This window comes from Schinkia acidoalkalinis (assembly GCF_054301215.1).
In genome coordinates this window covers 3366961-3386299 of sequence record NZ_CP182573.1, presented here as the reverse complement: position 1 = coordinate 3386299, position 19339 = coordinate 3366961, and the positions used below count along the sequence as shown (strand labels likewise).

The 19339-nt window shown below is 36.9% G+C and carries 23 protein-coding genes and 1 riboswitch; of the genes, 6 read left to right on the top strand and 17 right to left on the bottom strand.

What is annotated here, in order from left to right; genetic code table 11:
- Positions 1-111: 111 nt before the first annotated feature.
- Positions 112-948, bottom strand: a complete 837-nt coding sequence (locus ACNQFZ_RS17125) for a lipoate--protein ligase family protein (RefSeq protein ID WP_458412519.1) — start codon at positions 946-948, stop codon at positions 112-114.
- Positions 949-1155: 207 nt separating this feature from the next.
- Here ACNQFZ_RS17125 and ACNQFZ_RS17120 point away from each other — a divergent pair, with 207 nt between their 5' ends.
- The gene (locus tag ACNQFZ_RS17120) at positions 1156-1536 is read left to right on the top strand and encodes a rhodanese-like domain-containing protein (RefSeq protein ID WP_458412518.1); all 381 of its coding nucleotides are present in this window, start codon (positions 1156-1158) and stop codon (positions 1534-1536) included.
- A gap of 33 nt (positions 1537-1569) precedes the next feature.
- Here the strand turns inward: ACNQFZ_RS17120 and gcvPB are convergent, their stop codons facing one another.
- Genes gcvPB through gcvT form a run of 3 tightly spaced genes read right to left on the bottom strand, consistent with a single transcriptional unit; the run spans position 1570 to position 5489 of the window.
- On the bottom strand, positions 1570-3033 hold the full coding sequence (gene gcvPB, locus ACNQFZ_RS17115) for an aminomethyl-transferring glycine dehydrogenase subunit GcvPB (protein ID WP_458412517.1): 1464 nt from the start codon (positions 3031-3033) through the stop codon (positions 1570-1572).
- A complete protein-coding gene (gene gcvPA / locus ACNQFZ_RS17110; protein WP_458412516.1) occupies positions 3026-4372 on the bottom strand; it encodes an aminomethyl-transferring glycine dehydrogenase subunit GcvPA in 1347 nt (448 codons plus the stop codon). The genes gcvPB and gcvPA overlap by 8 nt, the downstream gene beginning before the upstream one ends.
- Positions 4373-4385: 13 nt before the next feature.
- On the bottom strand, positions 4386-5489 hold the full coding sequence (gene gcvT, locus ACNQFZ_RS17105) for a glycine cleavage system aminomethyltransferase GcvT (protein ID WP_458412515.1): 1104 nt from the start codon (positions 5487-5489) through the stop codon (positions 4386-4388).
- A 197-nt stretch (positions 5490-5686) separates the two neighbouring features.
- A riboswitch (glycine riboswitch) is annotated at positions 5687-5791 on the bottom strand.
- 155 nt (positions 5792-5946) lie between these two features.
- On the opposite strand from gcvT, the gene ACNQFZ_RS17100 reads away from it, so the two are divergent.
- Both ACNQFZ_RS17100 and ACNQFZ_RS17095 read left to right on the top strand, forming a co-directional pair.
- On the top strand, positions 5947-7632 hold the full coding sequence (locus ACNQFZ_RS17100; RefSeq protein WP_458412514.1) for a DEAD/DEAH box helicase: 1686 nt from the start codon (positions 5947-5949) through the stop codon (positions 7630-7632).
- A complete protein-coding gene (locus ACNQFZ_RS17095; RefSeq protein ID WP_458412513.1) occupies positions 7610-8398 on the top strand; it encodes a YqhG family protein in 789 nt (262 codons plus the stop codon). Before ACNQFZ_RS17100 ends, ACNQFZ_RS17095 begins: the two co-directional genes overlap by 23 nt.
- A gap of 57 nt (positions 8399-8455) precedes the next feature.
- Here ACNQFZ_RS17095 and moaA read toward each other — a convergent pair whose 3' ends face one another.
- The 10 genes from moaA to comGA form a co-directional block, all read right to left on the bottom strand.
- Positions 8456-9466: a GTP 3',8-cyclase MoaA gene (gene moaA / locus ACNQFZ_RS17090; RefSeq protein WP_458415428.1), complete on the bottom strand. Its 1011-nt coding sequence runs from the start codon at positions 9464-9466 to the stop codon at positions 8456-8458.
- Positions 9467-9594: 128 nt separating this feature from the next.
- Positions 9595-9783, bottom strand: a complete 189-nt coding sequence (locus tag ACNQFZ_RS17085) for a YqzE family protein (protein ID WP_458412512.1) — start codon at positions 9781-9783, stop codon at positions 9595-9597.
- 29 nt (positions 9784-9812) lie between these two features.
- Positions 9813-10328, bottom strand: a complete 516-nt coding sequence (locus ACNQFZ_RS17080) for a shikimate kinase (RefSeq protein WP_458412511.1) — start codon at positions 10326-10328, stop codon at positions 9813-9815.
- Between the two features lie 6 nt (positions 10329-10334).
- Positions 10335-10724 (bottom strand): competence type IV pilus minor pilin ComGG, encoded by a 390-nt coding sequence (gene comGG, locus ACNQFZ_RS17075; RefSeq protein WP_458412510.1) that lies wholly within the window; start codon positions 10722-10724, stop codon positions 10335-10337.
- On the bottom strand, positions 10708-11199 hold the full coding sequence (locus tag ACNQFZ_RS17070; protein WP_458412509.1) for a competence type IV pilus minor pilin ComGF: 492 nt from the start codon (positions 11197-11199) through the stop codon (positions 10708-10710). Before ACNQFZ_RS17070 ends, comGG begins: the two co-directional genes overlap by 17 nt.
- Entirely contained in the window at positions 11186-11494 is a 309-nt protein-coding gene (locus tag ACNQFZ_RS17065; protein WP_458412508.1) for a type II secretion system protein, read from the bottom strand. The genes ACNQFZ_RS17070 and ACNQFZ_RS17065 overlap by 14 nt, the downstream gene beginning before the upstream one ends.
- Before the next feature lie 10 nt (positions 11495-11504).
- A complete protein-coding gene (comGD, locus tag ACNQFZ_RS17060) occupies positions 11505-11960 on the bottom strand; it encodes a competence type IV pilus minor pilin ComGD (protein WP_458412507.1) in 456 nt (151 codons plus the stop codon).
- Positions 11957-12304, bottom strand: coding sequence for a competence type IV pilus major pilin ComGC (gene comGC, locus ACNQFZ_RS17055; protein ID WP_458412506.1), 348 nt, complete (start codon positions 12302-12304; stop codon positions 11957-11959). Before comGC ends, comGD begins: the two co-directional genes overlap by 4 nt.
- A gap of 48 nt (positions 12305-12352) precedes the next feature.
- The gene (gene comGB / locus ACNQFZ_RS17050) at positions 12353-13387 is read right to left on the bottom strand and encodes a competence type IV pilus assembly protein ComGB (RefSeq protein WP_458412505.1); all 1035 of its coding nucleotides are present in this window, start codon (positions 13385-13387) and stop codon (positions 12353-12355) included.
- Complete coding sequence (gene comGA / locus ACNQFZ_RS17045) at positions 13377-14438, bottom strand: competence type IV pilus ATPase ComGA (RefSeq protein ID WP_458412504.1); 1062 nt, start codon at positions 14436-14438, stop codon at positions 13377-13379. The genes comGB and comGA overlap by 11 nt, the downstream gene beginning before the upstream one ends.
- A gap of 244 nt (positions 14439-14682) precedes the next feature.
- Here comGA and ACNQFZ_RS17040 point away from each other — a divergent pair, with 244 nt between their 5' ends.
- Together ACNQFZ_RS17040 and ACNQFZ_RS17035 are read left to right on the top strand one after the other, a co-directional pair.
- On the top strand, positions 14683-15375 hold the full coding sequence (locus tag ACNQFZ_RS17040; protein WP_458412503.1) for a helix-turn-helix transcriptional regulator: 693 nt from the start codon (positions 14683-14685) through the stop codon (positions 15373-15375).
- Between the two features lie 131 nt (positions 15376-15506).
- Positions 15507-15749 (top strand): DUF2626 family protein, encoded by a 243-nt coding sequence (locus tag ACNQFZ_RS17035; protein WP_458412502.1) that lies wholly within the window; start codon positions 15507-15509, stop codon positions 15747-15749.
- Between the two features lie 35 nt (positions 15750-15784).
- Here ACNQFZ_RS17035 and ACNQFZ_RS17030 read toward each other — a convergent pair whose 3' ends face one another.
- Positions 15785-16906, bottom strand: a complete 1122-nt coding sequence (locus ACNQFZ_RS17030; protein WP_458412501.1) for a class I SAM-dependent methyltransferase — start codon at positions 16904-16906, stop codon at positions 15785-15787.
- Between the two features lie 144 nt (positions 16907-17050).
- On the bottom strand, positions 17051-17692 hold the full coding sequence (locus ACNQFZ_RS17025; protein WP_458412500.1) for an MBL fold metallo-hydrolase: 642 nt from the start codon (positions 17690-17692) through the stop codon (positions 17051-17053).
- A 239-nt stretch (positions 17693-17931) separates the two neighbouring features.
- Between ACNQFZ_RS17025 and ACNQFZ_RS17020 the strand changes: the two genes are divergently transcribed.
- Positions 17932-18120 carry a DUF2759 domain-containing protein gene (locus ACNQFZ_RS17020; RefSeq protein ID WP_458412499.1) on the top strand — a complete coding sequence of 63 codons (189 nt, stop codon included), beginning with the start codon at positions 17932-17934 and terminating at the stop codon, positions 18118-18120.
- Between the two features lie 32 nt (positions 18121-18152).
- Here ACNQFZ_RS17020 and ACNQFZ_RS17015 read toward each other — a convergent pair whose 3' ends face one another.
- Positions 18153-19292 (bottom strand): YqgU-like beta propeller domain-containing protein, encoded by a 1140-nt coding sequence (locus ACNQFZ_RS17015; protein ID WP_458412498.1) that lies wholly within the window; start codon positions 19290-19292, stop codon positions 18153-18155.
- Positions 19293-19339 lie beyond the last annotated feature (47 nt).

Here is a 19339-nt window from a genome sequence, read left to right as displayed (position 1 = left end):
TTTCTTGTTTGCAAAATTAGAAGTAGATTCTATCGCGATGTTTGAAGATAACAAACAAAAAAATGTGGCTTTTTTACCACATTTTTCACAAAATAATCCAGCGCTTTTCGCTTATTTTCGAAAATTCCAGTCATCTTTTAAATATTTTTCTTCTTCAATGCTTTTAATTATATTTAATTCTCCCTCACTAAGTATATAACGTTTAAGCTCAATTTCAAGACCTTTTTGAAAACCATTTTTGAAGGCTTCCTTCGCTTCTTCGATGGTTACGGCCTTGTTTGCTAGCTTATTAATAGAAACAGCTTTGTCTTTAAAAGCCGCCATCATCCGTTCTTTGATCTTTTCATTTTTGTATTTAAAAAGGCTGAATAGTTTTTCCTCGTCTATATCTAGTAATATCGAACCATGCTGCAAAATAACACCCTTTTGTCTAGTTTGGGCGCTTCCTGCCACTTTTCGACCTTCGACAACTAGCTCATACCAGGATGGTGCATCAAAACAGACGGAGGACCTTGGGTTTCTTAATTCCTCTAACTCACCAAAGGTTTTCGGTATGGCAAAGTAAGCGTCAAGCCCAAGATTTTTAAATCCTTCTAATATTCCCTCTGATATGACTCGGTAAGCTTCAGTAACAGATGTAGGCATTTTCGGATGGTCTTCAGACACAATCACACTGTAGGTTAGTTCCTTGTCATGCAAAACAGCTCTTCCCCCTGTGGGCCTGCGTACAAAACCAAGCTTTTGTTCTTTTACAGCATCCATATTAATTTCCTTTTCCACAGTTTGGAAATAGCCGATTGATAATGTCGGCGGATTCCAGCCGTAGAAGCGTATGGTTGGGGCAATTTTCCCCTCACTATGCCACATTAACAGTGCTTCGTCACAAGCCATATTAAAGCTTGGCGTGCAATTCTCAGAATCTATAAAGTACCATACCTCTTTTGACATATCATCATTACTCCTTCTTGTATTGACCATAATAGCAAACAGCATCAGCATTTAATGTAAGTCTAGCAAAAGTTAAGTAAATCTCAAAATAGTGATATTTATGGTATCAATATCCATAGTAATTTAACTATTTCCTTTGCTTCTCTGTAGAAACCTTTATATAATTAGAGAGGAATGTTTTTTCGTATCATAGGGAGGAGTTATAATATGACAACATTAATCGTAACTATCGTCGTCGTTGCTGCGTACTTCGTCGGCACGAAACTATATCAAAAACGGTATTTAAAGACACTAACAGAAGAGGAATTTAAAGCTGGTTACCGTAAAGCCCAGTTGATTGATGTTCGCGAACCAAATGAATTTGATGCAGGCCATATTCTTGGTGCGCGCAATATCCCGCTTAGTCAGATTAGAATGAGAAAGATAGAAATTCGCAAGGATCAGCCAGTGTACCTGTATTGTCAAAGCGGTATGCGCAGTTCCCAGGCTGCCGGTGTTCTAAAAAGATTAGGATATAAAGATATCAGCCATTTAAAAGGCGGCTTTAAAACTTGGACAGGCAAAATTAAAAAGAAAGAAGCAAAATAAAAAATGGAGCACGCATATGCTCCATTTTTTATTTTATACCGTTTTTTGATAACGCAAAACCGGTTTTCTCGCTGCCAACGTTTCATCTAAGCGTTTGACAACTGTGTTGTGTGGTGCTTCGAGGACAGCCTCTGGTGTTTCTTCTACCTCTTTTGCAATTTGAATCATGACTTCGATAAATTCATCAAGCGTTTCCTTTGATTCCGTTTCAGTTGGTTCAATCATCATACATTCCTCAACATTTAACGGAAAATAGATTGTTGGTGGATGATACCCAAAATCTAATAGCCGCTTCGCCATATCTAATGTACGAACGCCTAACTTTTTTTGACGACGGCCGGATAACACAAACTCATGCTTGCAATGTGTATCATGTGGCAGATCAAAATAAGGAGCGAGTTTTCTCATCATATAATTCGCATTTAACACCGCATATTCCGAAACAAGCTTTAATCCTTCCGGCCCCATGGTCCGAATATAAGCATAGGCGCGAACATAGATGCCGAAATTACCATAAAAAGGTTTCACACGGCCAATCGTTTGCGGTTTATTATAATCGAAATAATAGCCTTCTTCATTTTTTGCCACTAATGGTACCGGTAAAAATGGGATTAAATCTGCTTTCACACCAACAGGACCAGAACCCGGTCCGCCGCCGCCATGTGGGCCCGTAAATGTTTTATGAAGATTTAAATGAACAACATCAAAGCCCATATCGCCAGGACGTGCTTTTCCCAAAATCGCATTTAAATTCGCCCCATCATAATAAACCTTACCGCCCGCTTCATGAACAATCTTGGCAACTTCAACAATATTCTTTTCGAATAATCCCAATGTATTTGGATTTGTAAGCATTAGAGCAGCTGTATCATCACCAACAACTTGCTTTAAATCCTCTAAATCAACTAAGCCGTTTTCGTCTGATTTTACCGTTACCGCATCGAAGCCTGCAACTGTTGCTGAAGCTGGATTCGTTCCATGTGCAGAATCAGGGACAATAACCTTTGTCCGTCCTAAATCACCGTTTGCTTCATGATAGGCGCGGATTAGCATCAATCCAGTCCATTCTCCATGTGCACCTGCTGCCGGCTGTAAAGTGACTTGATCCATTCCAGTAATTTCAGCTAAATCATTTTGTAATTCATACATTAATTCCAAAGCGCCTTGAACGGTCTTTTCATTTTGGTATGGATGAATATAACCAAATCCTGGTAAACGGACAATTGCCTCGTTCACTTTCGGATTATATTTCATCGTACAGGAGCCAAGTGGATAGAAGCCGGAATCTACACCATGGTTTCTTCTTGATAAAGCTGTATAGTGACGCATAATATCAAGCTCAGACACTTCCGGCAATTCAGGCTCTGATTTTCTGATATAGTCTTCAGCAAATAGATCCTCGAGATTGACTTCTGGAACATCTAATTCCGGAAGGCTGTATCCAACTCTACCCTCTTTACTGATTTCAAAAATCAATGGCTGATTTTCTTTAAGCATGGTACCCCTTCATCTCCTTCACAAACAAATCAATTTCCGCTTTTGTTCTTAATTCCGTTACAGCAATAAGCATATGGTTGGAAAGTTCAGCGTAATCACGCCCGAGATCATAGCCACCGATGATTCCTTTTTGCAGCAACTGATCATTCACTTCTTCGATAGACTTCCCACAATCAACGACAAACTCATTGAAAAATGGCCCTGTAAAAGGTGAAACGAAACCTACACCCTCTAGCTCACTTTTCGCATACTGTGCTTTCGCAACATTTTGAAGAGCCATTTCTTTCAAACCTTTTTTACCTATGGCTGTCATGGCTACAGCAGCAGCTAAGGCATTTAAAGCTTGATTAGAACAAATATTGGACGTCGCTTTCTCACGGCGAATATGTTGTTCCCGCGCTTGCAGTGTTAACACAAAGCCCCGTTTTCCTTGGCTATCAACGGTTTGCCCAATAAGCCGTCCCGGTACCTTTCTCACCAACTTTTTCGTCACAGCAAAATAGCCGCAATGTGGACCGCCGAATTGTGCTGGGATACCAAAAACTTGAACATCACCAATAACGATATCTGCGCCAAGCTCACCTGGTGGCGTTAAAAGGCCAAGTGAGAGCGGATTACTTGAAACAACAAACATTGCTTTATGTTCATGAACAATCGCCTCTATATCCTTTAATGACTCAACCTGACCAAAAAAGTTCGGGTATTGTACAATTACGCATGCAACATCGTCACTCATATTATTTTTTAATGCTTCTACATCTGTTTTGCCGTTTTCCGTACCAACTTCAATCACTTCCAAATGTTGCCCATGCGCATATGTTTTCAATACTGTTCGATATTCAGGATGAACAGCTTTTGATACAAGCACTTTTTTACGGTTCGTTTGCCCGGCGCTTAATGAAGCTGCTTCTGCAAGTGCCGTACCGCCGTCATACATGGATGAATTAGCTACTTCCATCCCCGTCAGCTCGCAAATCATCGTTTGAAATTCAAAGATAGCTTGCAGTTCACCTTGGGAGATTTCCGGCTGGTACGGTGTATAGGCTGTATAAAACTCTGATCTAGAGATCACATGATCTACAATAACAGGGATATAATGATCATACACACCGGCCCCTAAAAAAGAGACATTTGTTTTGAAATCTTTATTTCTCCCTGCTAATCTTGTGAATTCTTTCATCAATTCATGCTCTGCCAAAGGCGCTTTAACATTTAGTGCTCCTTTAAAGCGCACCTCTTCAGGAATATCAGAAAATAATTCATCAATGGAAGCAATCCCAATTGCCTCCAACATTTCCTTTTTATCTTGCTCAGTCATTGGCAAGTACCGATAGTTCATTCAAGGAGCCCCCTTACTTTTGACGTTTATAAAATGGTGTGGCAACAACCTTTGCTTTCGCAAATTTGTTCGGTCGTACCTCAACACTCACTTCTGTCCCAATATTTGTATACTCACTATTAATTAAAGCTAATCCAATTGATTTGTTTAATGTTGGCGATTGCGTACCTGACGTAATGTAGCCAATTTCTTTATCGGCATCAAAGACTTTATAACCATGGCGTGGAATGCCACGTTCAATCATTTCAATACCGACAATTTTCCGTGATAGTCCTTCTTCTTTTTGTTTTTTTAAAGCTGCTTTTCCAATAAAGTCGGCTTCTTTTGAAAGTTTAACAGCAAAACCAATTCCTGCTTCAAGCGGTGAAATTTCCGCATCTAGCTCCTGACCATATAATGCAAGCCTAGCCTCAAAGCGCAATGTGTCACGTGCACCTAAGCCGATTGGCTGAATACCTAATTCACTACCAGTTTCCAAAATCATTTTCCATAGTTTCTGTGCTTCCTCTGAACGGCAATATATTTCAAAACCATCTTCACCTGTGTAGCCTGTTCGAGAAATTAGCACGTTGATCCCATTTAAGTCTATCCCATCTTTAAATTTAAAATATTTTAATTCAGAAAGATTAGAAACGGTCAATTTTTGCAAAATTGCTTGCGAAGCAGGACCTTGAAGTGCTAATTGGGCAATCTCACTAGATGAATTAACAACCTCAACATCGCCGAAAACATGCTCTTTTAGCCACTCGAAGTCTTTCTGAGTATTGGCTGCATTGACAACAAGCAAATAATCATGATCAGCTTTTTTATATACTAATAGATCATCAACTGTGCCTCCATTTTCGTAGCACATGGCAGTGTACAAACAATCACCGTTATTCATAATGCTAATATCGTTTGTCATCAATTTTTGTAAAAAGGCAAGGCTGTCTGATCCTTTTATTTCAATTTCACCCATATGGGACACATCAAACAAACCCGCTTTTGTGCGAACAGCCTCATGCTCTTCTTTAATGGAAGTAAATTGTACTGGTAAATCCCATCCTCCAAAATCAATGGTTTTGGCACCATGCTCTCCATATAAGGGAAATAACGGTGTAGTTTTCAGCTCAGACATGAAACTCCTCCTTCTGTAGATAAACTTTGCAATACTTATACTTTCTTATCAATATAAAAAAAAACAGAGAAATGCAAATAAACTTTGCATTTCTCTGTCCTGTTACCAGAAAGTTTTCAACCAACTTTGCTAAATTTTTAAACAAAAAATGGTCTACTTCCTCGTGGGTGGCTTTATATAAGCTCTCTCCAGAGTCGCGTCAAACAAGAGTCTTTTTGCCTGAGAGATTCACAACTGCATTTGTTGCTTGCTCCTTCGGCGCCACATTTAAGGAATGTCGTGGTCTCTCCCCTTGCCTTCATTCGCAAATATATATTTTTTTAGAAATTGGGTATAGTAATCATTAATCATAATTCTACATTTATCCTACAATAAATAAGTTTGTTCGGCAATTACTTTTTGAATTATCAAAATAAAATGGGCTTCGCCCCTTATTAATATTGAAAGGATCGATTCTATGCATATCGACATTGAATTTGATCAAACATGGCAGGATGAATTTTTAAGAAAGGTCGACCAGGACGGGCCATGGGCTAACTGGGATCTTTTTAAGCTGGCCTATGAAATAGAGTACCATATGCTAATTCCTGAGTTTGAGGGATTGATTGCGCCAAACTTTTTACCACATCTAACACCACTTCCCCATCAAATTGAAGCGGCCGAGACCGTATTAGGACAAATGAATGGAAAGGCAATCTTAGCAGATGAGGTTGGTCTCGGAAAAACAATTGAAGCCGGTCTAATTTTAAAAGAATATATGATTCGTGGTTTGGTCAAAAAAGTGCTCATACTAGCGCCTGCTTCCCTTGTCACCCAATGGGAAGCAGAACTAAACCAAAAGTTTTTTATACCGGCCGTAGCTCAAAAGAAAAGTTATGTTTGGGAGCAATGTGATGTTGTCATTTCATCCATTGATACAGCCAAGCGTGACCCCCATCGCGAAATTATTTATCGTCAAGACTATGACATGGTTATTATTGATGAAGCCCATAAGTTAAAAAACAATAAAACTAAAAACTATGAATTTGTGCAAAACTTAAAGAAGAAGTTCTGTCTTCTACTCACGGCTACACCGATTCAAAATAAGGTCGAGGAAATATTTAATTTAGTATCGCTGTTAAAACCCGGGCATCTCGGCAGTCAATCCAACTTCACGAAGTCTTTTTCAGCTAAAGAACGTTCAGTTGAAAATAATGAGTATTTAAAAGAACTGATTAATAAAGTAATGATTCGAAATCGCCGTGGCGATACTGGGATGGAGTGGACGAAGCGGCATATTAAGACTGTGCCTATTGAATTATCAAAAGAAGAACAGGATTTCTATGATGCTGTCTGTGCATTAAAATCAGACGAAACATTAAATAAAAGTCAATTTTCGTTGATTACACTGCAGAAAGAAGTATGCTCAAGTCGTGAAGCAGCCTTTTTAACACTGAAAAATATGCTGCAAAAAGAAACAACAAGCATGGTTATACTTACAATCATCCGTGATTTAATGGAAAAAGCTAGCCGTGTCAAAACGAATGCAAAAGCCGAAAAGGTGTTGGAGTTAATCAAAAATAGTTCTGACAAATTCATCATCTTTACAGAGTACCGAGCTACGCAATTGTATTTGCAATGGTTCTTGCAGCAGCATGGAATTTCTTCCGTTCCATACCGGGGCGGCTTTAAAAGAAGTAAAAAAGACTGGATGAAAGATTTATTTAAAAATAATGTGCAGGTTTTAATCGCCACTGAAGCTGGCGGCGAAGGGATTAACCTGCAGTTTTGTAATCGCATCATCAACTATGACTTGCCGTGGAATCCTATGAGGATTGAACAACGAATTGGCAGGGTACATCGCTTAGGGCAGGAACGTGACGTCCTTATTTATAATTTCGCTACGAAGGGGACCGTTGAAGAACATATTTTGCATCTACTTTATGAAAAAATTAATCTCTTTGAAAGAGTCATTGGCGAGCTTGATGAAATCTTGACACGACTTGAGATTGGCAATATTGAAAAACATATTGAAGACATTTTATTCCATTCGGATAGCGATGGCGAAGTAAGAATTAAGATGGAAAATCTCACCTCCATCATTAATTTCAGCTCAAGACAAGAAAGAGAGGAATACTTGGATGCAGCAGGAAGATATTCATAATTTTTTAGTTCGCTTCTTTTTAAGTAATGGTTGTGAGATTATGGAAAGCTCTGCGGGACATCTCGTTGTTCAATTGACAGTAGATTTGGATAAACTATTAATGAATCGGCCTTTTTATTGGCATTATCTCGAAAAGACCGGAGGGAAACCAAATCCTTTTGTATTGACATTAATAACAGACTATAAAAAGGCACCAGCAGGGTGTAATGGGGAAACGATTCATTTTGGTTCACCAAGATTACATCAAATTTTTAAAGTGACAAAAGCCTTGGCTTCCCACATCCGTCTTTTTGAACAGGTTAATCACGGTCAAAAAACAGCTCTCCAACCATGGCTTGTCTTAAATACAAAGGTATCGTATATTTGCGATCAAAAAAAAGAACTTTTTATTTCACTAGGATTAAACTTAATTAACGGGGTGGTTCTTGATCAAATACAGAGAAAGTTATCGAAAAAAACATTAACACCTAAAATTCCGGACTATTGCTTCACCCTTTCCCCGCTTATTAAGCCACAAAGTGGATTAAAAAGAATTGAAAATATTATCATTCAAATGATCAATAGCGATGACCACGAATGGGCGGAAAAAGCCGAGATTCGTTGGGAAAAGGACCTTCAATTATTAGATCACTTCTATGAGGACGTTGAAGAAAAGCCCGAAAGCTATCTTATTGAAAAAAACGCTTTAGAGGAGCAATATAAACCAAGAATTAAGGTCGACATCGTAAGTGGGGGCTTATTTTACCTTACCCAGCAGATTGTCTAATATGGAGAATTGGTTTTATATCATGTGAAAAAGGTTGGCCAATATCATTAGCCAACCTTATCCACCAATATAGGACATCTCGATTTTTCTTTTTTTCCCTTTTTTCGTAATCTCCATGCGTTCATCTGAATATCGATCATTTCGGTTCTCCCATACATCAATAAGAGAGTCACGAAGTTCATCATCTGCTGTATTATTTCTAAGTAACGTTCTTACATCAAAGCCTTTTTCGGCAAACAAACATGTATACAATTTCCCGTCAGCAGATAGTCTTACGCGCGTACAAGATGAGCAGAATGAATCAGTCACAGAAGAAATCACACCAAATTCAGTTGTTGTCCCAACATAGCGATAGCGGCTTGCTACCTCACCAAAATAATTGGGATCGAGTGGCTCAACAGGGATTTCCTTGGAAATACGTTCAACGATTTCTTTTTTAGAGACAACTTGTGATAAATCCCAGCCATTTGAGTTACCAACATCCATAAATTCTATAAATCTTAAATTAATATTATTTTCTTTGAAGTACTTCGCCATTGGAATGATTTGGTTCTCATTCATTCCCTTTTTGACAACCATGTTTACTTTTACCAAAAGGCCTGCTGCTTGCGCTGCCTCTATTCCTTTTAATACGGCACTCACCTTGACATTTTTTCCGTTTATATGCCCAAAAAGTTCATCATCAAGTGCATCCAAGCTTACATTTACCCTCTGTAAGCCTGCTGCTTTTAAGTTCTCAGCATACTTTGGTAAATAAACCCCATTTGTTGTTAAGGCTATATCTTTTATCCCGTCAATTTTATAGAGACGCTCAATTAAGAGATGTATATCTTTTCTTACTAGCGGCTCCCCCCCGGTTAGGCGAATTTTTTCTACTCCTAGAGTCGCGAAAAGCGCTGTAATACGCTCAATTTCATCAAAAGATAATAGCTCATGTAAAGGAAGAAAAGGATAGTCGTCGCCAAATATTTCTTTTGGCATACAATAAGTACAACGGAAATTGCATTGATCTATAACTGAAATTCTTAAATCTCTTAATGGTCGTTTTAATGTATCATAAACTTTCATTGAATCCGTTTTATTCAAGTGGTATCACCCCTATACTCTCAATAACAAAACTCTAACATATTCATAACATTGTGTAAAAAGAAAAAAAGCCCAAGTCTATTTTTTGTTCTGGGCATTTTTCCAAACATTCATTTTAATTTTTTTCTATTGTTTACAATAAGCATTAGCGCTAATGGGATAATTCCAAACATTCGCGTCAGTACTGGATCCTGTTCCGACTTTCTTTTTTTCCTTTGATTTACTCTTTCTTCCTTGGAAGTGCCTACATATTTTACAAATTGCTCTGTTACATATTTAACATAATCATTTGAAGACAATCGTAATCACCACCTATTTATGCTAATTACTAGTATCCCCCAGATTCATTTACTTTAATCAATTGTTCGATTTCCAACACGATTTCGGTTGGTTTTTTTCCAGTTGTATCAACGATATAATCCGCGTCCTGATAGGACTTCGACCTTTCAGTAAAAATAGCAAGAATATTTTTCTGCTTATCTCCGTCTAATAATGGTCTAGTATTATCTCCGGCAAGCCGATTTATAATTTCTTCCGGGTCGCAGTGCAGGTATATAACGATACCATTTTTTCTCATCCATTCCCTATTTTCACTTTTTAAAATAATTCCGCCGCCCGTTGTGACAATTTTATTTTCAGTTGGAATTTGTTTTAAAAATTGATGTTCATACTCTCTAAACCGTGTTTCACCTTCGGTTTCGAATATTTCTCTAATTGTTTTATGAAGTTCTTTTTCAATAAACTGGTCTGTGTCGATGACAGGTAATGATAATTTTTCAGCTAAAAGCTTGCCAATGGTTGTCTTCCCTGACCCCATAAACCCTGTTAAATATAAAGATTTCATCTACTCCTATTCCTCCACCCATTTCTCTATTTCTTTTGTCTCGAGGTTCATAATTGCCTTAAAATATTGTTTCCTTAGATTATTTGTTGTACATGTAGCTTTAATCTGGATGCTTCCTGTATTTAAAGGTTCAATAGAATAATCAATATACCCTGTGGGATAGTTGAACTTACCCGTGGTTGTTTGAATAGTGGGTTCTTCATTCACTAGCTTAAAAATGTCCTGCATCCCGATTTGCGAAATACTTTGCAGTTTTTCAATCTCCTCCTCCTCTACGTAGAAACGCTGTTCTATTTTATAAAGTTCTATTTCCGAAATGATCAAAAGCGGAAAAAGGAACATCAACATCATCGTAAGCGGCAGGATAAAGCCCTTTTGATTAAAGATAACACACATTAAGGCCACTCCTAAATATAAATTTTTCAGATGGGAGTCCTCTACTTAATAATCGTGGGGCCATCGATAATCTTTTCTTCATCTTTTTTCCAGCTGCCTCCACAGTAACAATGACACCATTTTCAACCAGCTCGTAATGGACATCATATACATTCTGCAAGAGAATCTCATTTCCAACTCCATTTACAGTTCTACGGATATTGGTACTATATTTTTCATAGGAAACACATGTCCCATCATCCATGTTTAAATAAAGTGAGCTTCCTGACGTTGATAATTGTCTTGCGCTGACGATTTCCTTTTGAATGTAGGCATAAAACACATCCATTTTGTGGGAGGTAACTGGAATCTCCGTTTTTACCAATTTAATTACATACGGCAAAAAGGAAATCATCAATAAAAACACTGCAAAGGCAAATAACATGTTTAGTAAAGTAAATCCTCTTTGACTATCTACAATACTATTTTTTTGCATAATCACATACGTTTCCTTTCTCTTTCCATGGTACTTCCCAATAGACACAAACTTTTGTAAATCCATCTTCCTCTTCTATACTTAATCGATAACTTCTTGATGTGGTTTCAATTTCCTTTGCTTCAAAGAAGGGATCCCCATCATATAAATACGACTCCACCTCATTGCGTAATACAATCAGCGCCTCTTTTTTATATTCCATTATTTCTCTTTCTTGATATGCCTTCATCATAATCGGCAGAAGAAATGTTAGTAATACTAAAAAAATCGAGAAAGAGCCTAAAACCTCCACCATAGAAAACCCTTTACAGTTTTTCAACATAAGTCTGTCCCTTTCCAAATAAAAAAACAAAGGAATAAAGAGAACCATTGTAACGCACATACATTTTTCCAGCCTTTTTTATCGTCCCATTCGCATAGAACATAACGGTTGCCGGCAGTGTAATCAATTGGACATCAATACTACTGGAATAGTTTCTTCTCAGAAGGATTGTTTTTTGATCCTGGGAGACTACATAACGATAACGTTCCGGGTAAAATATGATTTGAATGTTACTATGGTTGCTCATGGCATACATTTGGGTATAGGAAACATCCAACTGAAGTTGTTTAAAGAAGTAATCGATTTCTAAATGTCGAATGAGAGGTTTAAAAGAAACTACAGTGAACGTAGTCATGATCATAACAATTGTCAACACAACTAGGACTTCGGCTAGCGTATAGCCGTTCTCTTTCATGCTCCTACCTGATTGCATCATCATCCACCTGTTGTGGTATCTGATCCAGGTGGAGTTGCTGTGGTCGGTGCGGTTACTACACTGCCATCAAAAGTAATGTCTCCACCGCCTGGACAAGTATAAGTTTTAATATACTTTTCATCAACAAGCGTTTTCAAATCAGGTGGTGTTTTCTTTTCCTTAATCTCATAGGCTTGAATTTGCGCTTCCACAAGGTTAACAAGTGCCTCACAGCCTTTATCCTTCACCACTGCATTATTTTTCGTTACATTGGGAATTGTAATTAACAACAAGACAGAAATAATCATCAACACAACCATCATTTCGATCAGGGTAAAACCTTCTTGTTTTTTCAATATCTTTCTCAAGTGAATGCCTCCCTTACTATCACATTTCTATTTTCAAAAAATTGAACCTTAAAGCGATTGCATCATTCCGTAAATGGGCAACATGATGGAAATATATAATGTAATGATAAAAATACCAATCAACGAAATCATGGTTGGCTGAAGAATTCGCAGCCAAAATGTAAAGGTTTCTTCAAACTCATCCAGAACTAAGCTGCTATATTCCAATAACTCCTTTGATAAAATGCCGTTAGCCTGTCCATGAATAATGACAGTTGCTAGCTCCTTATCATAGTAAACTGTGTTTTTTATTATCGTTGCTAAATCATCTCCCTCCAGCAAAAATTCCCTAATTCTTTCCCCCTCCTCCTGAAAAAATGGAATATGCCCTTGTTTTATAAAAACACTTAAAGCATCGTTAATGGACAGGCCATTTTCTAATAAATTCCCAAAGTGAAACGAGAAAAAATAAGTATTATACTTTTTTACAACATAGCGAATAAGTGGAAATTTGCAAAAGAAACTGTATTTACCTATTGCAGTTTTCTTTCGAAAATGCAGGAAATAGGCAATGCTCAGTAAAATAATAACTATAAAAACCATCAATACGATGAATGGAAGGGAAGATTGAATAGAAATAATCATTGATATAACTTTTGACTGTGGGAGACTCATCGATTGATAGAGTTGAATAAACTGCGGAACCAATACCTCTTGCATGGCAGCAATGATAAGCATAAGAAGAAACAGCAAAAATAAAGGGTAGCGAATTACTTTTTCCGTGTTTTTCCTGAACTTCTCTTTCATTTCAAGCATATTGCCGGCATTGAATAAACCTTTTGCAAGGTCACCATACTTTTCAGCAAAGTATATATAGCTTAATCCCTCTTTAGAAAATTGTAAGGTTTGAAATGTATTAAAAAAGGGAGCACCTTGTTTAAGTGTTCGTAAAATAAACTGTAAATCTTTCTTTTTTTCGTCATTCACATAAACGCATAAAAATTCAATGGCAGTAGCCAGAGAATATCCCCTGTTTAATAATAGCCCTAGTCTCTTAAATAACTTAGCTTGTTCATGTAACTTCCACCTTTTTTTATTTTTCATAACTTCCACCATATTGATCGGCTGAAAGGAATCCGAGCGCCATACCTTTCGTGATTAAATCTTTTAGTGTTCGATATTGATAGGTTGCTTTTTGCCCTTTTGCTTCTTTTATCACTTCCTTAAGATTGGAGCCATGTAATATTTCGTATATTGTTAAACGGTTCACCTTTCTGCTTTGTATACAAAGAGGTGAACATGGACCGTGACAATAAGGACATTTTAAATTGACAAGCCTTTGGGCCGATATACATAATAGTGTCTGTTCGAGGTCTTGAAGTGAAACACCTAAATCCAGCAACCGATTGATTGCACTTTTTGTATTTTTTGTATGGAGGGTTGTTAAGACTAAATGCCCGGTTAAGCTGGCACGGACAGCAGCTTTGGCCGTTTCCTCATCACGGATTTCCCCAACCATAATAATATCCGGGTCATGCCTCAAAATGGCCTTTAATCCGGCTGCATATGTTATTCCAGCTTTTTCATTTACTTGGACCTGCAAACAGCCCTTATCAATTCTTTTTTCAATCGGATCTTCAAGGGTAATAATGTTACAATCCAACTTTTGTTGAATAGCAAGAAGAAGGGCGTACAACGTTGTAGTTTTGCCTGAACCGGTTGGTCCTGTTAGAATAATCAAACCGGCTGATTGCAGTGCTAATGAAAAAAGCATGTTGGTTGCTTGGGGAAAAAGTGAGAGTTTAGACAATGGTGAATCAATATTTTGAGGTAATACTCTAATAACCAGACTTTCTTGCTGAAGAGTTGGCAGCGTTGAGAGTCGGAGACTAATGTTTACATCATCCAGCAACATTTGAATCGCGCCATTTTGTGGCCGCCGCCTTTCTCCTATGTCCATGCCAGCTAGAAATTTGTAATGCGCTACTAATTTTTCGAAAATTTGCAACGGAATATTTTCCTTGGTAATTAATCTATGCTGTATGCGGAACTGAATCGTTGCGTCATGTTGACGTGGTATGATATGAATATCTGAGGCGCGGTAGAGCAATGCTTCTTTCAGCAAGGACTCCCCGCGTTCTTCAATAAAACCCAAAAAAGACACCTTCTTTCTAATTGTTTGATATTCTTATTCTCCACAAAATGACAAAATCCTTCTTTTTTCTTATAATTTTTTTACATAATATTCTTTGCATACACTTTTTGTAAATAATCTTTACTATTTTTATAATGAAAATGTGAAGATTTTCAAACAGTACTCCTGAAACAATTCCAATGTCTTATGAACTATACTATAATGAATATAATGTTAATAGGAATAAAATAAAGGGGTGAAGAAGTTGGAACAGACGTTAAAAATAACGAATGTACTTTCCGACCCAACACGTTTTTCAATCTATCAATATATTACCAAGCATCATAATGAAGTAACTGTACAAGAAATTGCAGATGCCTTTAATATTCATCCAAACGTTGCAAGATTACACCTTACCAAGCTTGAAGACGTGCACATGCTTGTTTCAGAGACCAAAAAAACGGGTAAAGGCGGTAGACCCAGCCGATTGTATCGTTTATCAGATGATGTGATTCAGTTAAATTTCCCATACAGGGATTATCAATTGCTTTCAGAAATTGCAATTGGGACATTACTATCACTTGGTGAGGTTGGTAAAAAGGCTCTTTTAGAAACTGGACAGCGTTATGGGGAAGAAATCATCAATAAGGAAATGAAAAGAAGCGGAAATCCATTAAGCTTTGATGATAAATTGCATCTTCTTAAAGATGCAGCCTCCATGCTCGGATTTTATCCTGAATTTGAAGCAACCCCAGATCATACAAAGGTTTACTTTAAAATTTTTAATTGCCCATTTAAAGAAGTAGCCGTCCAGAAATTAGGGGATGTATGCAAAATGCATTTCGCCTTTCTAGAAGGAATGTTCAATAGTTTATTTAATAATGTTCAATTAATTCAGGAAGATAATATGTTTAAGGGCTGTTCCTCTTGTAATTATTTAGCTTTAATTAACGATTAATTATGATTTGTTCAGACAAAATATGAGAATTCGGTCATTTACACCGCCCAAATTGTCCATTATAATAAGTAGAGTAATTATATTCTATGCTTAAAATAGTGAGTTTTTTTGCAAAGGAGGAGTACATAATAATGGGTAAAATGTATCGCGTTATGGCATTTTGGACTGCAATATTCAGTATTTTTTTCTATCTAGGAGATTTGTACACAACATCCCTTCTATTTTTAGGAATCACTGTCTTTTTCTTAGCAGTCGGATTTTTAAAGTTATCTGAGCGCATGTATGTCTACATATTTGGAGCATTTTTAACTATCTTCTTTATCGGCTTCACATATTGGACAACATTTATGATGCCACTAGGTGGAATTGAATGATTAAAAGCGGCGCTTTCGCGTCGCTTTTTTCATTTTTAAAATTCATAAAGCAATACATCCTGAACCTTAATTTGATCAAGATTTTTCTGTTGAATTAGCACGGTAAAACTTCCGCTTATACCATCATCTGTAATAAGTGAGCGAATGGCACGATTTTGTTTACTCGCTTCTGAAAACGGGTTGGAATCATGATGTTCCTGAAGATAGTCTAAGATTCCACCCCTAAGTAAAAATTGATACTGCTTTAGCATTGCTAATAATGTAATGCCTACTTTTTCACTTTTTTGAATAAGAGCATCTAAATGAATATGTGTCGTTAAATCCATATCTCCCAGATGGAGAAGGGGGTTTCTAATCATTTGATGCTTATAATAACCCCTAAGACTACCGTCCCGATGAACAGGGTTCATCCATTCCTCTTTTGTATAGCCATAATCAATAGTAAGCATCAAGCCTTTTTCAAACCAGTCCATTGTTTGTTCAAGCCAGTTGTACATAGCAAGCGGAATTTCTATTCTTTGATCATTTTGTAATGTGATTTTATTTTCTTCCAGCCATTTTAAAATCTGAACGTTTTCACATGGAACATAAGCCTCAATTAATTTTTCATCTTTCATTGTTACTCTAACTTCAAATAATTCATCTTTACTTTTTTGAACAACATCAACTGGAAATGCATCAAAAAGCTCATTTGAAAGGACGATGCCATTGAACTCTCCAGTTGCATTTTTCATCTCTTCGATTGAATGGAATTGTTGTACTTTCTCAATATGCTTAATAACCGAGCGTTGTTCCCTAAGATGATATGGACTCATCTCCACGATATAATACTGTAGACGTGTAAAAGTGGCCGGATCAACTTTCTCCCATTCCTCGAGAAGAAAATTAGCGAGCCGACCTGTTCCTGCACCAATTTCGCATATAAACGGTGCTATCATTTCCTTTTGTACAAGTCGAGCAAAAATCCTGGCTAGTACCTTTCCAAATACACTATGAACATTGCTGTTCGTGTAAAAATCGCCTTCTTTGCCAATCTTTTTGCGATCCTTCATGTAATAGCCTTTTTCATCATCATATAAAGCTATAGCCATGTAGTCTGAATATGAAATGCTGCCATTCTCAGCCCTTTGAATCATGTTTTTAAGTTTATTGAGCAAAACTTTATCATCCTTTTTCATTTACACTGTTGACACAGTGTAAATGTTATAATATAGTGTATATATCGTTTGAAGCTTTCCTATCCCATTTATGCTTATTACTTACCCCCAAAGGGGCTGTCTTTCTAGACGGCCCCTTTAACATTAAAATCCATTTAGAAATGGATTTCCATTCATTTCATTAATAATAGTCGAAAGCATACCATGCCCGGGTGCAACGACTGTTTCTTCAGGCAATACCAATAATTTATCATGAATACTTTGTATTAACTGTTTATGGGACCCGCCATATAAATCCGTTCTGCCGATACTTCCCGCAAAGAGTGCATCACCACAAAACACGGTAGCCTCTTCTTTTAAATAATAGGACACACTTCCTGGAGAATGGCCTGGTGTTTCATATACCTCAAACTGAAATGAACCAATAGTAAGTTGTCCTTCTTCCTGCAACAACTTATCAGCTTCTTTAACTATAATCTCATCTTTCAATCCGAAAAATTTCGATCCATTCAACGAAGCATTTGTTAGCCAGTCTTGCTCATTTATATGTATATATGCCGGACAACTCCATTTTGTCCTAACATCGTCCACAGCACCAATATGATCGAAATGAGCATGTGTTAATAATATTGCTAATGGTTGTAACCCATTTTTCTCCAAATTTTTCACTAATCTTTTCCCTTCACTACCAGGGTCAATAATAATGCATTCCTTATTTTCATTTTCAATGATATAGGCATTCGTTTGCAGTGGGCCTAATGGAAACTGCCTCCACTTTAATTCCATACATGAAACCTCCATTTTATCAAAATTAAGATTATTTTACATGAATTTTAGAAAGATTGCCTCTTTGATGTTTTAAGGTATCATAATTTAGACACATACATGCCTATTTTTGTCCTCGACAAAACTATGAAAAAAGATTAAAATAAACAACAGATGCACTTTTAGTATACATACAAAGTAGTTTTTATTCAAAAAATGGGTATATTAATGACAGAATTTATTTGTAAGGGGGTAGAGCAATGGGTCTTGTAATTATCTTTGCGTTAGTAACATTATTATGCCTAGCAGGTACATTCCGCGCATTGAAAGAGAAAAGCTTTCTTGCAGTTTTCTTCGCAGGCGCTTCTGTACTAACATTTGGCTGGTTTACTGTTATGACATTCATCGGTATTCTTGGAGGACATGGCGTCCCTACAGTTATTCACTAAAAACAGTAAAAAGCATCAACAATTGAAAATTTTCAATTGTTGATGCTTTTTTTATGTGAAACTAAATTGGTTATTTTTTTATTTGAAAGATTTAGTACTTGTTCCAACTGTTGACCAATTAAACACCACTCGCCATTAGGAGATAGTTTAATCGGAAGATTATCTGGAAGATCGGCCAACACTTCCTCATCTTTATCCTGCAAGGATAGCACCCTAAGTTCGTATCCTTCATTGTATTCTGTAATATCCGCTGCATGTTTCGGTTTCAAATAATAAAATAGTTTACGATCATGGTCAAAATCTAAGCTAGGGACCCACCATGACTCAGAAAATGTATTTAAAACAGGGATCTTAATTCTAGTCAGTGCTTTTCGCGTTTCTAAATCATAAAATGTATATAAGGACTGGTTTTGATTCCCTTTATCATCCAACGAAATGGCTAGCATAATATCTTTCATAGAAAAAAATAAGATACACCTTTCAAGCCACTTTTCCTCGGCTTTTGTATTTATATGATATAGCATCAACGGAGCAACCAAGCTAGGCCCATTTTGATTCCAATTTAAATAAGCAAGCTCATCCTTGCTTGTCCATTGTACAAACGGGTTATTCACAGGTATTTTTTCTACCTTTTTCGTACTTACACTTACTTTTAAAAGTTGAAAATCTAAATTAGCCAAAAATTCAGTTACGGCTAATTCGTTAGGTTCATATGGATTCCACATAAATTGCAGTTCCTCAATATTATCGGACCAATGAAATACTTCCTTTCCCTTTTTGTCGAGAATTCTTAAATGGCTTGTACCGCTTTGCTCCAATGTTTGCACAGCAAATAATGAATGATTGGAATTTGCCTGTACCTTACTGATAAACTCTTCCGTTTGGTAAAGCAGGGACCTTTTACCAGTAAGGAAGTTATGTAAATAAAGCGAGGATAGGCCATTTGCTCCAACAGAGTAGATGACAGTATTCTCATCATACCACTCATTAATTGTATAAAATTCCTGAGATTCTTGTGGGGTAATGGGCTTCAAAACTCTGTGAAATTGTTTCGGAGCAATTTTTTCTTTACCGCTTCTTTTAATAAATGAAGCATCATTTACCACTCTATCAGGTGCACTACATCCATATAAGACGACTATACATATGATGACAACTAGTAACTTCCTCATTTTTTCTCCTTTTACCTTTTAGAGGGCAACTTTTTATCATAATTTTT

Bases quoted from the DNA above. Each gene is read 5' to 3' on its own strand.
- ACNQFZ_RS17095 (WP_458412513.1), top strand. From the start codon at position 7,610: ATGCAGCAGGAAGATATTCATAATTTTTTAGTTCGCTTCTTTTTAAGT.
- ACNQFZ_RS17080 (WP_458412511.1), bottom strand. From the start codon at position 10,328: ATGAAATCTTTATATTTAACAGGGTTTATGGGGTCAGGGAAGACAACC.
- ACNQFZ_RS17125 (WP_458412519.1), bottom strand. From the start codon at position 948: ATGTCAAAAGAGGTATGGTACTTTATAGATTCTGAGAATTGCACGCCA.
- ACNQFZ_RS17025 (WP_458412500.1), bottom strand. From the start codon at position 17,692: ATGGAATTAAAGTGGAGGCAGTTTCCATTAGGCCCACTGCAAACGAAT.
- comGB (WP_458412505.1), bottom strand. From the start codon at position 13,387: ATGAAAAATAAAAAAAGGTGGAAGTTACATGAACAAGCTAAGTTATTT.
- gcvPB (WP_458412517.1), bottom strand. From the start codon at position 3,033: ATGCTTAAAGAAAATCAGCCATTGATTTTTGAAATCAGTAAAGAGGGT.
- ACNQFZ_RS17035 (WP_458412502.1), top strand. From the start codon at position 15,507: ATGGGTAAAATGTATCGCGTTATGGCATTTTGGACTGCAATATTCAGT.
- comGG (WP_458412510.1), bottom strand. From the start codon at position 10,724: ATGTGTGTTATCTTTAATCAAAAGGGCTTTATCCTGCCGCTTACGATG.
- ACNQFZ_RS17100 (WP_458412514.1), top strand. From the start codon at position 5,947: ATGCATATCGACATTGAATTTGATCAAACATGGCAGGATGAATTTTTA.
- gcvT (WP_458412515.1), bottom strand. From the start codon at position 5,489: ATGTCTGAGCTGAAAACTACACCGTTATTTCCCTTATATGGAGAGCAT.
- ACNQFZ_RS17070 (WP_458412509.1), bottom strand. From the start codon at position 11,199: ATGCAAAAAAATAGTATTGTAGATAGTCAAAGAGGATTTACTTTACTA.
- moaA (WP_458415428.1), bottom strand. From the start codon at position 9,466: ATGAAAGTTTATGATACATTAAAACGACCATTAAGAGATTTAAGAATT.
- comGD (WP_458412507.1), bottom strand. From the start codon at position 11,960: ATGATGATGCAATCAGGTAGGAGCATGAAAGAGAACGGCTATACGCTA.
- ACNQFZ_RS17120 (WP_458412518.1), top strand. From the start codon at position 1,156: ATGACAACATTAATCGTAACTATCGTCGTCGTTGCTGCGTACTTCGTC.
- ACNQFZ_RS17065 (WP_458412508.1), bottom strand. From the start codon at position 11,494: ATGGTGGAGGTTTTAGGCTCTTTCTCGATTTTTTTAGTATTACTAACA.
- gcvPA (WP_458412516.1), bottom strand. From the start codon at position 4,372: ATGAACTATCGGTACTTGCCAATGACTGAGCAAGATAAAAAGGAAATG.
- ACNQFZ_RS17015 (WP_458412498.1), bottom strand. From the start codon at position 19,292: ATGAGGAAGTTACTAGTTGTCATCATATGTATAGTCGTCTTATATGGA.
- ACNQFZ_RS17020 (WP_458412499.1), top strand. From the start codon at position 17,932: ATGGGTCTTGTAATTATCTTTGCGTTAGTAACATTATTATGCCTAGCA.